The sequence below is a fragment of the Streptomyces sp. NPDC059452 genome (assembly GCF_042750035.1).
In the GTDB taxonomy this organism is placed as follows: domain Bacteria; phylum Actinomycetota; class Actinomycetes; order Streptomycetales; family Streptomycetaceae; genus Streptomyces.
Genome location: NZ_JBHYVE010000002.1, coordinates 131,246 through 146,374, shown reverse-complemented (window position 1 = coordinate 146,374; position 15,129 = coordinate 131,246). Strand labels below are relative to the sequence as shown.

General features: G+C 72.9%; 15 protein-coding genes. 9 read left to right on the top strand and 6 right to left on the bottom strand.

Annotation, left to right across the window (positions count from 1 at the left end; genetic code table 11):
- The first annotated feature begins 384 nt into the window (after positions 1–384).
- From ACFW9Z_RS03630 to ACFW9Z_RS03620, 3 genes are all read left to right on the top strand, one after another.
- Positions 385–1,374 (top strand): DUF4190 domain-containing protein, encoded by a 990-nt coding sequence (locus ACFW9Z_RS03630; RefSeq protein ID WP_384633772.1) that lies wholly within the window; start codon positions 385–387, stop codon positions 1,372–1,374.
- A complete protein-coding gene (locus tag ACFW9Z_RS03625) occupies positions 1,371–2,486 on the top strand; it encodes a DUF4190 domain-containing protein (protein ID WP_384633769.1) in 1,116 nt (371 codons plus the stop codon). The genes ACFW9Z_RS03630 and ACFW9Z_RS03625 overlap by 4 nt, the downstream gene beginning before the upstream one ends.
- A 134-nt stretch (positions 2,487–2,620) precedes the next feature.
- Positions 2,621–6,028, top strand: a complete 3,408-nt coding sequence (locus ACFW9Z_RS03620) for a tetratricopeptide repeat protein (RefSeq protein WP_384633767.1) — start codon at positions 2,621–2,623, stop codon at positions 6,026–6,028.
- A 165-nt stretch (positions 6,029–6,193) separates the two neighbouring features.
- Here the strand turns inward: ACFW9Z_RS03620 and ACFW9Z_RS03615 are convergent, their stop codons facing one another.
- Positions 6,194–6,427 (bottom strand): hypothetical protein, encoded by a 234-nt coding sequence (locus tag ACFW9Z_RS03615; protein ID WP_384633764.1) that lies wholly within the window; start codon positions 6,425–6,427, stop codon positions 6,194–6,196.
- A gap of 1 nt (position 6,428) precedes the next feature.
- Complete coding sequence (mca, locus tag ACFW9Z_RS03610; protein ID WP_384633761.1) at positions 6,429–7,310, bottom strand: mycothiol conjugate amidase Mca; 882 nt, start codon at positions 7,308–7,310, stop codon at positions 6,429–6,431.
- Between the two features lie 137 nt (positions 7,311–7,447).
- Between mca and ACFW9Z_RS03605 the strand changes: the two genes are divergently transcribed.
- Positions 7,448–7,864, top strand: a complete 417-nt coding sequence (locus tag ACFW9Z_RS03605) for a DUF4307 domain-containing protein (RefSeq protein ID WP_384633758.1) — start codon at positions 7,448–7,450, stop codon at positions 7,862–7,864.
- Between the two features lie 199 nt (positions 7,865–8,063).
- Positions 8,064–8,561, top strand: coding sequence for a transcription elongation factor GreA (greA, locus tag ACFW9Z_RS03600; RefSeq protein ID WP_384633755.1), 498 nt, complete (start codon positions 8,064–8,066; stop codon positions 8,559–8,561).
- 114 nt (positions 8,562–8,675) lie between these two features.
- Here the strand turns inward: greA and ACFW9Z_RS03595 are convergent, their stop codons facing one another.
- From ACFW9Z_RS03595 to ilvA, 3 genes are all read right to left on the bottom strand, one after another.
- Positions 8,676–9,542, bottom strand: coding sequence for an ABC transporter permease (locus ACFW9Z_RS03595; protein WP_384633752.1), 867 nt, complete (start codon positions 9,540–9,542; stop codon positions 8,676–8,678).
- Entirely contained in the window at positions 9,539–10,513 is a 975-nt protein-coding gene (locus tag ACFW9Z_RS03590; RefSeq protein ID WP_384633749.1) for an ATP-binding cassette domain-containing protein, read from the bottom strand. The genes ACFW9Z_RS03595 and ACFW9Z_RS03590 overlap by 4 nt, the downstream gene beginning before the upstream one ends.
- Before the next feature lie 152 nt (positions 10,514–10,665).
- Positions 10,666–11,895, bottom strand: coding sequence for a threonine ammonia-lyase (gene ilvA / locus ACFW9Z_RS03585; protein WP_384633746.1), 1,230 nt, complete (start codon positions 11,893–11,895; stop codon positions 10,666–10,668).
- Positions 11,896–12,052: 157 nt separating this feature from the next.
- On the opposite strand from ilvA, the gene ACFW9Z_RS03580 reads away from it, so the two are divergent.
- The 4 genes from ACFW9Z_RS03580 to ACFW9Z_RS03565 all read left to right on the top strand — a co-directional run bounded on the left by ACFW9Z_RS03580 (position 12,053) and on the right by ACFW9Z_RS03565 (position 13,879).
- Positions 12,053–12,583, top strand: coding sequence for a MarR family winged helix-turn-helix transcriptional regulator (locus ACFW9Z_RS03580; protein WP_384633743.1), 531 nt, complete (start codon positions 12,053–12,055; stop codon positions 12,581–12,583).
- 77 nt (positions 12,584–12,660) lie between these two features.
- Entirely contained in the window at positions 12,661–13,353 is a 693-nt protein-coding gene (locus ACFW9Z_RS03575; protein ID WP_384633740.1) for a sigma factor-like helix-turn-helix DNA-binding protein, read from the top strand.
- The gene (locus ACFW9Z_RS03570) at positions 13,350–13,607 is read left to right on the top strand and encodes a hypothetical protein (RefSeq protein ID WP_384633737.1); all 258 of its coding nucleotides are present in this window, start codon (positions 13,350–13,352) and stop codon (positions 13,605–13,607) included. The genes ACFW9Z_RS03575 and ACFW9Z_RS03570 overlap by 4 nt, the downstream gene beginning before the upstream one ends.
- Before the next feature lie 80 nt (positions 13,608–13,687).
- Positions 13,688–13,879 carry a DUF1059 domain-containing protein gene (locus ACFW9Z_RS03565; RefSeq protein WP_384633734.1) on the top strand — a complete coding sequence of 64 codons (192 nt, stop codon included), beginning with the start codon at positions 13,688–13,690 and terminating at the stop codon, positions 13,877–13,879.
- A gap of 92 nt (positions 13,880–13,971) precedes the next feature.
- On the opposite strand, the gene ACFW9Z_RS03560 is transcribed toward ACFW9Z_RS03565, so the two are convergent.
- Positions 13,972–15,117, bottom strand: coding sequence for a cystathionine gamma-synthase (locus tag ACFW9Z_RS03560; RefSeq protein WP_384633731.1), 1,146 nt, complete (start codon positions 15,115–15,117; stop codon positions 13,972–13,974).
- Positions 15,118–15,129: the final 12 nt, after the last annotated feature.

Genomic DNA, 15,129 nt, shown 5'->3' with positions numbered 1-15,129 from the left:
GGGGTTGCCGCCTGTTCGGGGGAGCGGGGAGCGGTCGAGGGTCGGGGGGGCGGGGAAGGGCGCGGGAGGTGCCTCGGCCGGGTGGTGGCGGACTCGCTTGTCGGCCGCTTGACCTGGGCTGCGGTGCTACCCCGGCGAGCCTACTGAGCGAGGCAGCGGTGTAGCGTGCGGGCACCCCGGCCCCACACGGACTCCTGCGCTGAACACCACTGAACGAAAGGGCACAGGACCATGACCGTGCCGCCGCCTCCCCCGTCCCACATACCTCCCTCGTCTCCGCCGCCCCCGGGGCCTCCGGCGCAGGGCCCCTACGGGTACGGGCCGACGCCTCCGCCCGGTGGTCCCTGGCAGCCGGTGGTTCGGCCGCCGCTCAGTGGGCTCGCGGTGACCTCGCTCGTGCTGTCGCTGCTGATCTGCCTCGCTCCCGTGGGGCTGGTCCTCGGGATCGTCGCCCTGGTGCGCATCCCCCGGAACGGCAAGCGCGGCAAGGGGCTGGCCATCGCCGGGACCTCCGTGGGCGGGGCCGTGGTCGCGCTCTCCCTGCTGCTGGTCGCGTTCGGCGACGCGCGGTTCACCGCCTGGACCACCGACGGGCCCGGGACGGCGAAGGCGGGCACGCTGTTCGGGCTGCGGGAAGGGGACTGCTTCACCCCGGGGTCGGGGCTGCCGACCGCCGACGACAAGCAGTTGAAGGACCTGTCGGCCGAGGTCCTGCCGTGCGAGAAGCCGCACCAGGGAGAGGTCTACGGCTCGTTCCGGCTGAAGGACGGCAGTTTCCCGGGGACCGCGTCCATCGCGGAGTCGGCGTACAAGGAGTGCGCCCCGCTGCTGCTCGACTTCGCGCTGGACACCACGGGGCTCCCCCCGGTGCAGCTCTACTTCTACCACCCGGACGCGACGGGCTGGACGCTCGGCAACCGTACGGTGCTGTGCTGGCTGGGTGCTGAGGACGGGCTGCTGGAGGAGTCGATACGGCAGGACGCGGAGGACTGGGACGAGGGCCAGCTCGCGTACCTGAAGGCGCTGCGGCCGGCCGGTGAGGCGCGGGCCAGCCAGCCCGGCGAGGGGCCCGCGACGAACCTCGCGGCGGCGACCGAATGGGCCGGGCGGATGGCCGACGGAGAGGCGGAGTCGGCGCGGCTGCTGCGGGGCGCGGACGGACTCCCGGCGGATGCGCGCGGTCCCGCCGCGGAGTTCGCGGACCGGCTCGACGCCCTGGCGGCCGCGATGCGCAAGGCGTCGACCGCCCGTACCGAGGCGGAGTTCCGGGAGGCGGTGGTGGGCACCGGCGGGAGCGACGGGTTCGACGAGGAGATGCGGGTACGCGAGGCTGTCGGGCTGCCGACTGCGGACGAGGAGGACCTCGCCGGATGAGCCCTGGTTCGTCTTCTCCACCGTTGTACGGTCCGGGCCATCAGGACCAGCCCGCGGGGCGGCCGCCGCTCAGTGGGCTCGCCGTGGCCTCGCTCGTGCTCTCGCTGCTGATCTGCCTCGCTCCGGTCGGGCTGGTCCTCGGGATCGTCGCCCTGGTGCGCATCCCCCGGAACGGCAAGCGCGGCAAGGGGCTGGCCATCGCCGGGACCTCCGTGGGCGGGGCCGTGGCCGGTCTGGCCGCCCTGCTGCTGGTCATCGGCGGTGGGCCGCTCACCGCCTGGATGGAAGCGGGCAGTGACGTCTTCGGTGCCCGGGGGCGGACGTCCGGGTCCATCGCCACTCTGAAGGCGGGGGACTGCTTCACCCCGAAGGAATCGTTGCTGCTGGGGGAGGACGTGCGGATCACCGACCCGTCGGCCGACATCGTCCCGTGCGACGAACCTCATCTGGGCGAGGTCTACGGAACGTTCCGGCTGGCGGGCGACCACGCCATCTCCGATCCCGGGACGATCGCCGAGCAGGCCCGTGAAGGCTGCGTACCGCTGCTCCACGATTTCGCCCTGGACACGGCCGCGCTCCCGCTGGTCGACACCTCCTTCTACTACCCCGAGTCGGTCAGCGGGACCGGCGGGGACCGGACGGTGTGGTGCTGGATCGGCGCGGAGGACGGCCTGCCGGAGAAGTCGCTGCGACAGGACCCGAGCGGGTGGAGCGAAGACCAGCTGGCCTACCTGAAGGCGATGCGGCCCCTCAGTGAGGCCTCGGTGAGCGCGCCCGAGTCGGCGACGGAGGACGACCTGGCAGCGGCCACGGCCTGGGCCGGCCGGATGGCTCGGGGCGAGGCCGAGTCGGCCCGGCTGCTGCGCGCGGTGGACGGTTTCCCGGCGGAGGTGCGCGGCCCGGTGGCCGGGCTCGCGAACCGGCTCGACGCCCTGTCCGCCGTACACCTCTCCGCCGCGAAGGCCCGGACACCGGCAGAGTTCGACAAGCGCTGGGAGAGCGTCGGCGAGGTGGACGAGTACGAGGAGGAGTGGGAGGCTCGGGTCGCCCTCGGTCTGCCGGTCGAGGACGAGGACGAGGACGAGGGCGAGGGCGAGGCCCCTGCCGGGTGAGCCCGAACCCCGTTCCTGACCTGGCCCTTGCCCCGGGGCTCTCGCGCAGAAGCCTCGTACGCCGGACACTTGACCCTGACACCGGGTCGCTGACCTCGGACGGCTTCGGACGCAGCTCTTGGAGGGGGACATACATGCGGGACAGCCATCGGGCGGAGGCCGAAAGGCTGTTGGTGCGCGCCGTGGAGGAAGAGGCGCGGCGGTCGGGTGGCCGGACGGACTCCGGTGTGCTGCTGGCGCGGGCGCGGGCGGCGCTCGACACGATCGCGGCCGGGGCGCACGAGGAGTACGCCGCGTACACCCAGGCGCTCGACACGGCGGCGGCCGGTGACCGGCCCCTGGCGGAGCGGCTCAGCCGGGAGAACATCGGGACTCCCCTGCTGGTGACGGGCGTTGCCGCCGTCGCCGCGTTCGGGGCGGACCTCGCGTTCGGGACCACCACCGGGCCCGCCCTCGGTGCGGGCGCGGTCGTCGCGGTGGCCGGGGCCGCCACGACCGTGGCGAAGGCCACCGTCTCGCACTGGCCCGCCGCCCACCGCCGCGCCGCCGCGGCCGGACAGCCGGGCGGGGCCGAGCAGTTGCGGCTCCAGTGGCTGACCGCGCTGGAGGTACGGGGCATCCGCCCGTACCTGGACCAGCAGCGGATGCTGACCCCCGCCGCCCGCACCCCGAAGCGGAAACCCGCCCCGGCCGTACGGCAGTTGCGCGGCGGCGACCGCAGCGCCGCCGCCCGCACCCGGGTCGTGCTGGAGCAGTCCTTCGGCCATCTGCCCAACGCCGAGGGGCCGTTCACCGGGCGGCGGGCCGAGCTGGCGCAGATCGCCCGGTGGGTGCACGCCGCCCGCGCCTCCACGCAGACCCGGCCCACCGTCGTCGTCCTGCACGGTGAGCCGGGGTCCGGCCGTACCGCGCTCGCGGTGCGGGCGGCGCACTCGCTCAAGGACCAGTTCCGGGGCGCCTGCGTGGTCGATCTGCGGGGCCAGGTGAGTGGGGAGAGCCCGTTGCCGACCCGGGACGCCCTGCTGCACCTCCTCAACCGGCTGGGCGCCCCGCGCGAGCAGCTCCTCTTCCGGGACGGGACCACCCCGGGAGCCCCGGGCCGGAGTGCGGGAGCCGTCCCCGGAACCCCCGGCCGGAGTGCAGGAGCCGTCCCCGGAGTCCCCGGCCGACGTGACGTGGCCGTCGGGACCGCACCCGGAGCCCCCGCGGCGACCGGTCCCGCGCAGTCGGCAGCGGCCGCGTACGGGAAAGCCGCCGCCGAGCAGCACGTCCGGCGGCTCGGTGAGCTGTACCACCAGCACCTCACCGGCACCCCCGTCACCATCGTGCTCGACGACGCGACCGACGCCGAGCAGGTCCGCACCCTCGTCCCGGAGCGCTCCGACAGCCTGGTCCTCGTCACCGCCCGGGAGCCCCTGGAACTGCCCGACGACCTTCCGGCCTGGGTGCACCACCTGCCCGTCGGCCCGCTGGACGCGGGCGGTGCGGAGGAGCTGCTGCGCGAGGTGGCCGGGGGCGAGGAGGCGGGGCCGTACGACTATCCGGCCACCGACGCCGTCGTGGAGCTGTGCGGCGGGCTGCCGCTGGCGCTGCGGGTGGCCGGTTCCGCGCTCGGGGCCCGTACGCGGAGCGCGCTCGCGGAGGATCTGCGCGCCTACGGTCCGGTGTCCCCGGTGGACCGGGCCCTCTGGCTCCGCTACACCGACCAGGGCGAGCAGGCCCGGCGGCTGCTGCGGCGGCTCGCGCTGGCGGGCCGGGCGAGCCTCGGTGCGGCGGCCGCCGCGGCCCTGCTGGCGGCCGACGAGCAGGAGGCCGAGCGGCTGCTGGCCGAGCTGACCCGGGCCGGGCTGCTCACCCACGTACGGGGATCGCGCTACCGGCTCCACGACCTCGTCCGGACCTTCGCGCTGGCCCGGCTGCTCGACGAGGAGGAGCCCGCCGAGCGGGCCGCCGCCCATGAGCGGCTGCTGACGAACTACGCCGAGCTCGCCGACGCCGTGATCCGCATGGTCGACGGCAAGATGTCGACCCGGGCCGGGCAGTTCGGCTCGCACGGCTTCGGTTCGCTGGACTCGGCGCTGCGCTGGCTGGACGACGAGTCGAGCTTCATCACCTCCGCGCTGCGCCACAGCGAGGGCGTCGACCAGTCCACCGTACTGAACCTGCTGGGCGCCCTGTGCGACTACTGCCTGCTGCGCGGCGACCTCTACCGGCTGGGCGAGATCAGCGAGCTGACCCAGTCCATCGACCAGGGGCTGCTGGAGCGGTCGGTGCAGTGGCGTACGGGGATCGCGGCCCGGCAGCTCGGTGAGCTGGACAAGGCCCGCACCACGCTCTCCTCGGTGGTCGGCCTCTACCGGGAGGCGCACAACGACGCGGGCGCGGCCCTCGCCCTCTGCTCGCTCGGGATCACCCTGCACCACCAGGGCAACCTGACCGAGGCCGCCGCCCGGCTCGGTGAGGCGCTGGACCTCCAGTCCTCCCCCGGCCAGGCCGAGGACCGGGCCTGGACCCTGCACGCCCTGGCGGCGGTCGAACGCGACCGGGGCAACCTGGCCCGCGCCCTCGCACTCCTGGACACCGCCCTCCACCTGCACCGGGAGGGCGAGTCGCTGCACGGGGAGGCGTGGACGCGGTTCCAGCTCGGCCAGGTGCGCCTGCGTACGGGCGAGGTGGCGGCGGCCGAGGAGGCCCTGTCCACCGCCCTGGAGCTGTACGGCCGCACCCGCGACGAGCGCGGCGAGGCCTGGGCCATCACCCAGCTGGCCCGGGCCCGGCTGCTGGGCGGCGACCCGGAGGCGGCCCTGGAGCAGCTCCGCGACGCGCTCGCCCGGCACCGGGACAACGAGGACGCGCGCGGTGAGGCGTGGACGCTGTACTACCTGGGCCAGGCGCTGGAGGAGGACGGCGACACCGTCGAGGCCGTACGGGAGCTGGAGCGGGCCCGGACGATGTTCTCGCGGATGCGGGACGTGTACGGGCTCGCCTGCGCCCGCCACCACTCGGGCCGGGTCACCCGCGACCAGCGGGCCGCGCAGACGGGGAACCTGCGCAATTCGGGGTTCGCCCGGCAGCTCCTGATGGACGCGCGGGCCGACTTCCGGCGGATCGGGGTGGCGCACGGGGAGGCGTGGGCGTGCCTGGAGCTGGCGCTGATCGACGCGGGCAACGGGCGGGCGGCCCAGGCGCTCACGCTGTGCGGCGAGGCGGTGGAGCTGTTCGCCTCGTACGGGGACGAGCGCGGGCGCGACTGGGCCCGGTTCCTGCGGTGCACGCTGCTGCCGTACGCCTCGCCGGGCGGCAGCGAGGTGGGCACGGTGGTGGCCCAGCAGGAGCTGGCGGAGCTGGCCGGGGAGGACCACCCGGCCCGGGACAGCGGGCTGGGGCGGTGCCTGAAGGCGCTCGCGGTGGTCCTGGAGCGGGGCGTGGACCTGGCGGACGGCTGGCAGGCATGGCGGCTCGGCCTGATCCCGACCCGCCACTCCCGCGAGGTGCTGGGCGTCCCTGTGGAACCTGTGGAAGACGCCCCGGCCCCGGCATGACAGCCCGTCCGGGCACCGTCCAGCCCGTGATCGGCCCGCCCACGGGTCACTCCAGCCCGTCCGGGGCCCCATCCAGCCCGTCCGGCGTTCGAGGACGGAAGCCCGAACCCGGGGCCCCGGGCCTGCTTCCGGGAGGACGGATGCCCGCGCCCCGGGGGCCCGGGCCTACTTCCCGGCCGAAGCCCCCGGGGTGCCTTCGGCGGCCGAGGCCGCCCCCGTCTCCGGGGCCTCCTCGAAGTTCACCCGCCCCATGTGCCGGTTCATCGACTTCATCAGCTGCCACACGCCGACGGCGAGGACCGCGAAGACGAGGAAGCCGAGAACTCCGGGGGTGACCTTGTTCTTGTCGAGCTCGGCGGCGAGCGGGACGACGTGCGTCAGTGCCTGGGTCGCGTACATATCAGGCATTGTCGCGGATGCCCGCGAAGAGGTCGCTCTCGGGGAGGGAAGTATCGACGAGGGACTTGGCCAGCTCGTACTCCTCGGTCGGCCAGACCTCCCGCTGGATGTCCATCGGAACCCGGAACCAGCCGCCCTCCGGATCGATCTGCGTGGCGTGCGCGACCAGCGCCTTGTCGCGGATCTCGAAGAACTCGTCGCAGGGAACGTGCGTGGTCAGCGTGCGTTCGACGCGCTCGAACTCCTTCCAGCGCTCCAGCCACTCCCCGTACGGCGACTCCAGCCCGCGGGCGAGCAGCGCCTCGTGGAGCGCGACCGTGCGCGGCCGGTTGAAGCCCTGGTTGTAGTAGAGCTTCTGCGGCTCCCAGACCGGGCCGAACTCCTCCTCCGGGAACGCCTCCGCGTCCGCCGCACCGTCGAACGCGATCATCGAGATCGTGTGCGTCATGATGTGGTCGGGGTGCGGGTAGCCGCCGTTCTCGTCGTACGTGGTGATGACCTGCGGCCGGAACGCCCGGATCTTCGCCACCAGCCGGCCCGCCCCGACCCGCGGGTCCTCCAGGGCGAAGCAGCCCTCGGGCAGCGGCGGCAGCGGGTCGCCCTCGGGGAGCCCGGAGTCGACGAAGCCGAGCCACTCCTGCTGGACGCCCAGGATCTCCCGGGCCTCGTCCATCTCCTTCTTGCGCACCTCGTGGATGTTCTTCTCGATGTACGCGTCACCCTGGAGCTTCGGGTTGAGGATGGAGCCGCGCTCGCCTCCCGTGCAGGTCACGACCAGCACGTCCACCCCCTCGGACACGTACTTGGCCATCGTGGCCGCGCCCTTGCTCGACTCGTCGTCGGGGTGGGCGTGAACGGCCATCAGCCGCAGCTGCTCAGTCAAAGCTCGATCCTCGGTAGTCGATGGTCCTGTGGTCGCCGTGCCGGGGCGCGGTCGGAGGACGAACGGGCGACTTCTATAGTGACCGAACGAGGAGAGGGAAAATTCCTCGTTGTCCTTTTGTCCGGGAAGGAACGATCATGACGGCGGTTCGCGAGACCACCCCCGAGGGGCGGTACGGCAGGACCGATGAGCAGCGCGCGGACCGCAAGCTGAAGATCATCGGTTCGGTGCTGGGCGTCGGACTGCTCGCCATGATCGCCTGGATCGGCTTCGACTACGTGGGCGGCAAGGGCATCAGCGCCGAGCTGATCAAGTTCGACATCGTCTCCGACGTACGGACCGAGGCCCATCTCGAAGTGCGCAAGAAGAGCGGGACCGACGGCTTCTGCACCGTACGGGCCCTGAGCAAGGACGGCAGCGAGGTCGGCCGCAAGGAGACCCGCTTCGGGCCCGGCCCCGACCGGATCGACGAGCTCGTGGTGATGCGGACGCGGGCGCGGGCGACCGCGGTCGAGCTGACGGGCTGCACCGCCGACGGCTCTCCGGCCGGCTGACTTTTCGCCGCGCCCCGTCCGGCACACCCCGCCTGACCAGCGCCTTCCGGCGCGGGAACGGTCCACCCGGACGTGTGACGGTTTACCTTCTCCCCCTTTTCCTGGGGAATTGTTAGGCTCGTGGTTTCGCCCACCCGTGGAAGCACATGCTTCTGGGTAGGGCGATGCTTTGTATTCCCAGTACCGACGAGGAGCACCTGTGACCCAGACCAGCGAAAACGTCACCTGGCTCACGCAGGAGGCGTACAACCAGCTGAAGGCCGAGCTGGAGTACCTGTCTGGTCCCGCGCGCACGGAGATCGCCGTCAAGATCGCGGCGGCCCGTGAGGAGGGTGACCTCCGGGAGAACGGCGGGTACCACGCGGCCAAGGAGGAGCAGGGCAAGATGGAGCTGCGCGTGCGTCAGCTCACCCAGCTCCTGGAGCACGCGAAGGTCGGCGAGGCGCCGGCCGACGACGGCGTGGTCGAGCCCGGCATGGTCGTGACGATCGCCTTCGACGGCGACGAGGACGACACGACCACGTTCCTGCTGGCCTCCCGCGAGTACGCGAGCTCGGACATCGAGACGTACTCCCCGCAGTCCCCCCTCGGTATCGGGGTGAACGGCAAGCGGACGGGCGAGGACGCCGAGTACGAGCTGCCGAACGGCAAGACCGCCAAGGTGAAGATCCTGGCCGCGAAGCCGTACACGGGCTGACCTCCGGCGCCCACCACGACACAGCGACGCGGGAGCCCCCGGCCTTCGAAGGCCGGGGGCTCCCGCGTACGTCATGGCCTCCCGGTCTCCGGCGGTCGCCGAGCGGTACTTGTCTCAGGCGGTCGCCGAGCGGTACTTGCGGACCGCGAGGGTCCGGAAGACCACGATGATCAGGATCGACCAGAGGACCGACGCGAGGACCGGGTGCTCCATCGGCCAGGCCCCGGTGACCGACTTCGGCAGGCCCGGCATGGTGTTCCCGAAGAGCTGACGGGCGCCCGCCACCGTGGCGCTGAAGGGGTTCCACTCGGCGACATGCTGGAGAAACGTCGGCATGTTGGTGACCGGCACGAACGCGTTCGAGATGAACGTCAGCGGGAAGAGCCAGATCAGCCCGCCGGAGGTGGCCGCCTCCGGGGTCCGTACGGAGAGACCGATCAGGGCCCCGATCCAGGAGAACGCGTAACCCAGCAGGAGCAGCAGCAGGAAGCCGCAGAGCACCTTCCCGAGGTTCTCGTGGGTCCGCCAGCCGACGAGCAGGGCGACGCCCGCGAGCACGACGAGCGTGAGGCTGGTCTGTACGAGGTCGGCGAGCGTCCGTCCGGTGAGGACGGCTCCCCGGGCCATGGGCAGCGACCGGAAGCGGTCGATGAGCCCCTTGTGCATGTCGTCGGCGATGCCCGCGCCGGCGCCCGCGGTGGCGAAGGTGACGGTCTGGGCGAAGATGCCCGCCATCAGGAACTCCTTGTACAGCTGCGGATCGGTGGAGCCGCCGATGCTGATCGAGCCGCCGAACACGTACGTGAACAGCACCACGAACATGATCGGCTGGATCAGCCCGAAGATCACCATCTCGGGGATCCGGGCCATCCGGATCAGATTCCGCTTGGCGACGACGAGCGAGTCCTTGACCGACTGGACGACACCGCCGGAGGAGGGCCGGGGGGCCAGGACAGGGGCGTCCTTGGTGGTGGTGCTCACCGGGTCTCCTCCTTCTCCTCGTTGCCTTCCGCTTCGGCCGCGTGGCCGGTGAGCGAGAGGAAGACGTCGTCCAGGGTCGGGCGGCGCAGGGCGATGTCGTCGATCTCCACGCCGTTGCCGTCCAGCTCGCGGATGATCTCGGCGAGCAGCTTGGCCCCGCCGCTCACCGGGACCGTCAGCTTGCGGGCGAGCCGTACGACGGTGACCTCGCCCTTGCCAAGGGTCCTCAGGACGGACCGGGCGGGCTCGATCTCGTCCGGGCGGTGCACGACGACCTCGACGCGCTCGCCGCCGGTGCGGGCCTTGAGCTCGTCGGAGGTGCCGCGGGCGATGACCTTGCCGTGGTCGATGACGCAGATGTCGTTGGCGAGGCGGTCGGCCTCCTCCAGGTACTGCGTGGTCAGCAGGAGGGTCGTACCGCCCGCCACCAGGTCCTCGATGACGTCCCACAGCTGCTGCCGGTTGCGCGGGTCGAGGCCGGTCGTCGGCTCGTCCATGAACATCACGGGCGGCGAGACGACCAGGGCGGCCGCGAGGTCGAGGCGGCGGCGCATCCCGCCGGAGTACGTCTTGGCGGTGCGGTCGGCGGCGTCGGCGAGGTTGAACCGCTCCAGCAGGACGCCCGCCCGGGCCTTCGCGTCGCGGGAGGTCATCTGGTAGAGCTGCCCGACCATCTGGAGGTTCTCGCGGCCGGTCAGATACTCGTCGACGGCGGCGAACTGCCCGGAGAGCCCGATGGAACGGCGTACCTCGTTGGGCTTCTTCAGCACGTCGATCCCGGCCACGAACGCAGCTCCGCTGTCGGGGCGCAGGAGCGTGGTCAGGACCCGTACGGCGGTCGTCTTGCCCGCCCCGTTGGGGCCGAGCAGCCCGAGGACGGTGCCCTCGGGCACATCGAGGTCCACTCCGTCCAGGGCTCGTACGTCACCGAAGGTCTTCACCAGACCCTCGGCATGGATGGCACCTGGCATGGAAGGGCTCCCCCGTCGCTCGCGGATGACCGGAATACGGATGACCGAATACGTACGTACGTGGTGCAGGGCTTCGTGAGCGATCCTAGGATTCACGGGCCTTCACCGCGCGGTGAACAACGAGATCGGGCCACCCGGCGGGAACCGGGCAGTCAGCCGATGACCCGGTACCCCGCCGCGCGCAGCGCCGCCTCGACCTCTTCGCAGTGCTGGGGGCCCTTGGTCTCCAGGTGGAGATCGACCTCCACCTCGGTCAGCCCGAGGCGCGGGTCGGTGCGTACGTGGCCGATATCGAGCACGTTGGCATCGGCCACGGAGAGCGCGGCCAGCAGGGTGGCCAGCGCCCCCGGCCGGTCGGTGAGCCGCAGCCGCAGGCTCAGGTAGCGGCCCGCGGCGGACATGCCGTGGCGGAGGACGCGCTGCATCAGCAGCGGGTCCACATTGCCGCCGGAGAGCACCGCCACCACCGGCCCCCGGAACGCCTCCGGGTCGCTGAGCAGGGCGGCCACCGGGCTCGCCCCGGCCGGCTCCACCACCAGCTTCGCCCGCTCCAGGCAGAGCAGCAGCGCGCTGGAGAGCTCGTCCTCGGTGACGGTCCGGACCTCGTCGACCAGCTCCTCGATCACCGCGAACGGGACGTTCCCGGGGCGCCCGACCTTGATGCCGTCCGCCATCGTGACCGGGTTCTCCAGGGAGACGGGGTGCCCGGCGGCCAGGGAGGGCGGGTAGGAGGCGGCCCCCTCGGCCTGGACGCCGACGATCCGGATGTCCGGGCGCACCGCCTTCACCGCGACGGCGATACCGGCCAGGAGACCGCCGCCGCCGAGGCCGACGACGATCGTGCGGACCTCCGGGCACTGCTCCAGGATCTCCAGGCCGACCGTGCCCTGGCCCGCGATGATGTCGGGGTGGTCGAAGGGGTGGATGAAGACCGCGCCCGTCTGCTCCGCGTACTCCTGGGCGGCGGCCAGCGTCTCGTCGACGACCTGACCGTGCAGCCGCACCTCGGCCCCGTACTCCTGGGTCGCGGCGACCTTGGGCAGGGGCGCCCCGACGGGCATGAAGACCGTGGAGCGTACGCCGAGGAGGGAGGAGGCGAGCGCGACGCCCTGGGCGTGGTTCCCGGCGCTGGCGGCGACCACCCCGGACGCCCGCTCCACCGGGGAGAGGCCGGAGATCCGCACGTACGCGCCGCGCAGTTTGAAGGAACCGGTGCGCTGGAGGTTCTCGCACTTGAGGTGGACGGGGGCGCCGACCAGCTCGGTCAGATGGCGGCTGCCCTCCAGGGCGGTCACCCGGGCCACCCCGGACAGCATTTTCTGCGCGCCCCGGACATCGTCGAGGATCAGGGCCGGGTGGCGGTGGGTCGCGCGGAACGTCATGGCCGCAAGTCTTGCAGCTCGGACGGGGCGCGGCAGACTTGTCTCATGGCGGCCTGCGGTGGTGTCCGCAGGTTTGTGCGGCACTGGTACGCGTTGCCCCGGGGCCGCGTACTCTGTCCCCCACCCATCCGACACCGCACGAAGAGAGCTTCCAGCCATGCCCCCTCAGGACATGACGACTGCTGCGTCTCCTTCCGGGGGCGCCGCCCCCGGACACCCGGGTCCCGACCGCCTGCTGGACTCCCTCCAGCACCAGGTGGCGGTCTTCGCCCGCCGTGCCGAGCAGACCCGCCTCGGCGGTGTCGGCCAGGTCCGCAACTCGATGGACCGGGCGGCCTATCTGCTGCTGAACCGCCTGGACAAGGAAGGCCCGATGGGCGTCAAGGCGCTGGCGGCCGGGATGGGGATCGACTCCTCGACCGTGACCCGGCAGGTGGCCCCGCTCGTCGACACCGGGCTGGTCAAGCGCACCTCGCACCCGGAGGACGGCCGGGCCGTCGTGCTCCAGCTCTCCCCGCGCGGCCAGGCCCGCCTGGAGGAGGTCCGCGCCTCGCGGCGCGAGCTGATGTCGCAGGTGACGGACGGCTGGACGCAGGAGGAGCGGGACACCTTCTGCACGCTGCTCACCCGGTTCAACGGTTCGCTGGCCGCCCGGCAGGCCGCGCACCAGCCGCCGCAGAACGACTGACGCACCCCGGCGCCCGGGGGCCCCGGCCGCGTCCGCCCTCTTGACCCGGGTGCCGCACCGGGGCTCGGATGAACGTCATGCGAGAGCGGCAGACCCACCGGGACCGGCTCCGCGCCCATGAGTTCGAGGCCTTCGTGGCGGGCGCGGGCGGCCGGCTGCTGCACACGGCGACGCTGCTGACGAGCGAGCCGCTCGTTCCGGCGGGCTCGGGGGTCCGGGCCGAGCGGCTGCTCTGCGCGGCGCTGGCCCGGACGTACGCGGAGTGGGACCGGCTGCGCGGCGGGGACCCGTACGACCGCGCCCGCCAGGAGCTCGCGCTCCGCTTCGCGCACGAGGCGTGGCGGCACCGGCACCCGCGCGGCGGGGTGCTGGGCCGGCTCACCCCGCTGGAGCGGCTGGTGCTGGTGCTGCGGCTGTACGAGGAGGTCGGCGAGGACCAGACGGCGGCGCTGCTGGGGCTTCCGGCGGACCGGGTACGGGCGGTGTGCGCCCGCGCGGTGGCGACGCTGCGCACGGGCGGGCCGCGGTATGGGACCGCTGGGGCGGGGGGCGTATCGCCGCGTGGTTCGGCTGGGGCAGGGGCCGTGTCCCCGCGCGGCACGGCCGGGGCAGGGGCCGTGTCCCCGCGCGGCACGGCCGGGGCAGGGGCCGTGTCCCCGCGCGGCACGGCCGGGGCGGAGGCCGTGTCCCCGCGTGGTTCGGCCGGGGCAGGGGCCGTGTCCCCGCGCGGTTCGGCCGAGCCCCCGCCGGGCCCCCGGGTGACGACGTGAGCGCGGACCGGCGGGACCCGCGGAACGAGCAGATCAGCCGGATGCTGGACGGGGCGCGTCCGGCCCTGCCGCCGGACCTGGTGGCGCGGGCGGTCCGGCGCGGCGGGCGCCGTCTGCGGCTGCGGCGCGCGGTGCGACGGACCGCGGGCTGGCTGCTGGGCGTGGCGCTCGCGGCGTTCCTCGTCTGGGCCGGTGTCGAGCAGCCGTGGGCGACCGAGCCCGCCCAGGTCACTCCACCGTTGGAGAGCTGGTGAGCCGTTGGGGCCCTGGTACGACCGGCCTACGCTGGAGGAGCCGGCCGTCGTACGAGCCGGGCCGAGCCGAGGAGGCCGTGATGACCAGGAAGGTCGCGGACTGCCGCAAGTATCCGAGCGAGACGAACTGCTCCCTCACCCTCACCGGTGAGGAGGACGAGGTCGTGCGGGCCGCGAACGAGCACGCCGCGTCGGTCCACGGACACGAGAACGGCCCCGAACTGCGCGAGCAGATCAGGGGCATGCTGGAGGACGAGAAGGCGAGCGCCTGAACGTGCGGGACGCCTGCCGGTCGACATGGTCAGCGTGAGGGGCGCCTGCCGGTTCCGGCGGGCGCCCCTCGTGTCGCATGTGCCCGGAGGCGTCAGCCCAGGGCCTGGGTGAGGTCGGCGAGCAGGTCGTCACCGTTCTCGATGCCGACGGAGAGGCGGACCAGGTCGCCCGGGACCTCCAGCAGGGAGCCCGCGACGGAGGCGTGCGTCATCCGGCCGGGGTGCTCGATCAGCGACTCCACCCCACCGAGGGACTCGCCCAGCGTGAAGAGCTTCGCCCGGTCGCAGACCTCGACCGCCGCCTCCTCGCCGCCCGTGACGCGGAAGGAGACCATGCCGCCGAACGACTTCATCTGCTTGGCGGCGACCTCGTGGCCGGGGTGCTCGGGGAGCCCCGGGTAGAGGACCTGGGAGACCTTGGGGTGCCGGGTCAGCAGATCGGCGACCTTGGTGGCGTTCTCGGTGTGGCGGTCCATGCGGACGGCGAGGGTCTTGATGCCGCGCAGCACGAGCCAGGCGTCGAAGGGGCCGGAGACCGCGCCCATCGCGTTCTGGTGGAAGGCCAGCTCGTCGGCGAGCTCCGGGTCGCTGACGACCAGGGCACCGCCGACGACGTCGGAGTGGCCGCCCATGTACTTGGTGGTGGAGTGGACGATGACGTCCGCGCCGAGCGCCAGGGGCTGCTGGAGGTAGGGGGAGGCGAAGGTGTTGTCGACGACGAGGCGGGCCCCGGCCTGGTGCGCGACCTGGGCGACGGCGGCGATGTCGGTGATGTTGAGCAGCGGGTTGGAGGGGGTCTCCACCCAGACCGCCTTGGTACGCGGGGTGATCGCCGCCCGGACAGCCGCCACGTCCGAGGTGTCGGCGACCGAGAACTCCACGCCCCAGCGGGCGGCGACCTTCGCGAACAGGCGGAAGGTGCCGCCGTAGGCGTCGTTCGGGATGACCACGTGGTCACCGGGGGTCAGCAGCGTACGCAGGAGGCAGTCCTCGGCGGCGAGGCCGGAGGCGAAGGCGAAACCGCGGCGGCCGCCTTCCAGGGCCGCCAGGTTCTCCTCCAGTGCCGTACGGGTGGGGTTGGCGCTGCGGCTGTACTCGTAGCCGCCGCGCAGTCCGCCCACGCCATCCTGCTTGTACGTGGACACCTGGTAGATGGGCGGAACAACCGCGCCGGTGAGGGGGTCGGCGGTGTTCCCCGCGTGGATCGCGAGAGTCTCGAAGCTGTGCTGGTCGCTCATGGTCCCGAGCGT

Bases quoted from the DNA above. Each gene is read 5' to 3' on its own strand.
- ACFW9Z_RS03625 (WP_384633769.1), top strand. From the start codon at position 1,371: ATGAGCCCTGGTTCGTCTTCTCCACCGTTGTACGGTCCGGGCCATCAG.
- ACFW9Z_RS03620 (WP_384633767.1), top strand. From the start codon at position 2,621: ATGCGGGACAGCCATCGGGCGGAGGCCGAAAGGCTGTTGGTGCGCGCC.
- ACFW9Z_RS03615 (WP_384633764.1), bottom strand. From the start codon at position 6,427: ATGTACGCGACCCAGGCACTGACGCACGTCGTCCCGCTCGCCGCCGAG.
- ACFW9Z_RS03605 (WP_384633758.1), top strand. From the start codon at position 7,448: ATGACGGCGGTTCGCGAGACCACCCCCGAGGGGCGGTACGGCAGGACC.
- ACFW9Z_RS03590 (WP_384633749.1), bottom strand. From the start codon at position 10,513: ATGCCAGGTGCCATCCATGCCGAGGGTCTGGTGAAGACCTTCGGTGAC.
- ilvA (WP_384633746.1), bottom strand. From the start codon at position 11,895: ATGACGTTCCGCGCGACCCACCGCCACCCGGCCCTGATCCTCGACGAT.
- ACFW9Z_RS03580 (WP_384633743.1), top strand. From the start codon at position 12,053: ATGCCCCCTCAGGACATGACGACTGCTGCGTCTCCTTCCGGGGGCGCC.
- ACFW9Z_RS03575 (WP_384633740.1), top strand. From the start codon at position 12,661: ATGCGAGAGCGGCAGACCCACCGGGACCGGCTCCGCGCCCATGAGTTC.
- ACFW9Z_RS03565 (WP_384633734.1), top strand. From the start codon at position 13,688: ATGACCAGGAAGGTCGCGGACTGCCGCAAGTATCCGAGCGAGACGAAC.
- ACFW9Z_RS03560 (WP_384633731.1), bottom strand. From the start codon at position 15,117: ATGAGCGACCAGCACAGCTTCGAGACTCTCGCGATCCACGCGGGGAAC.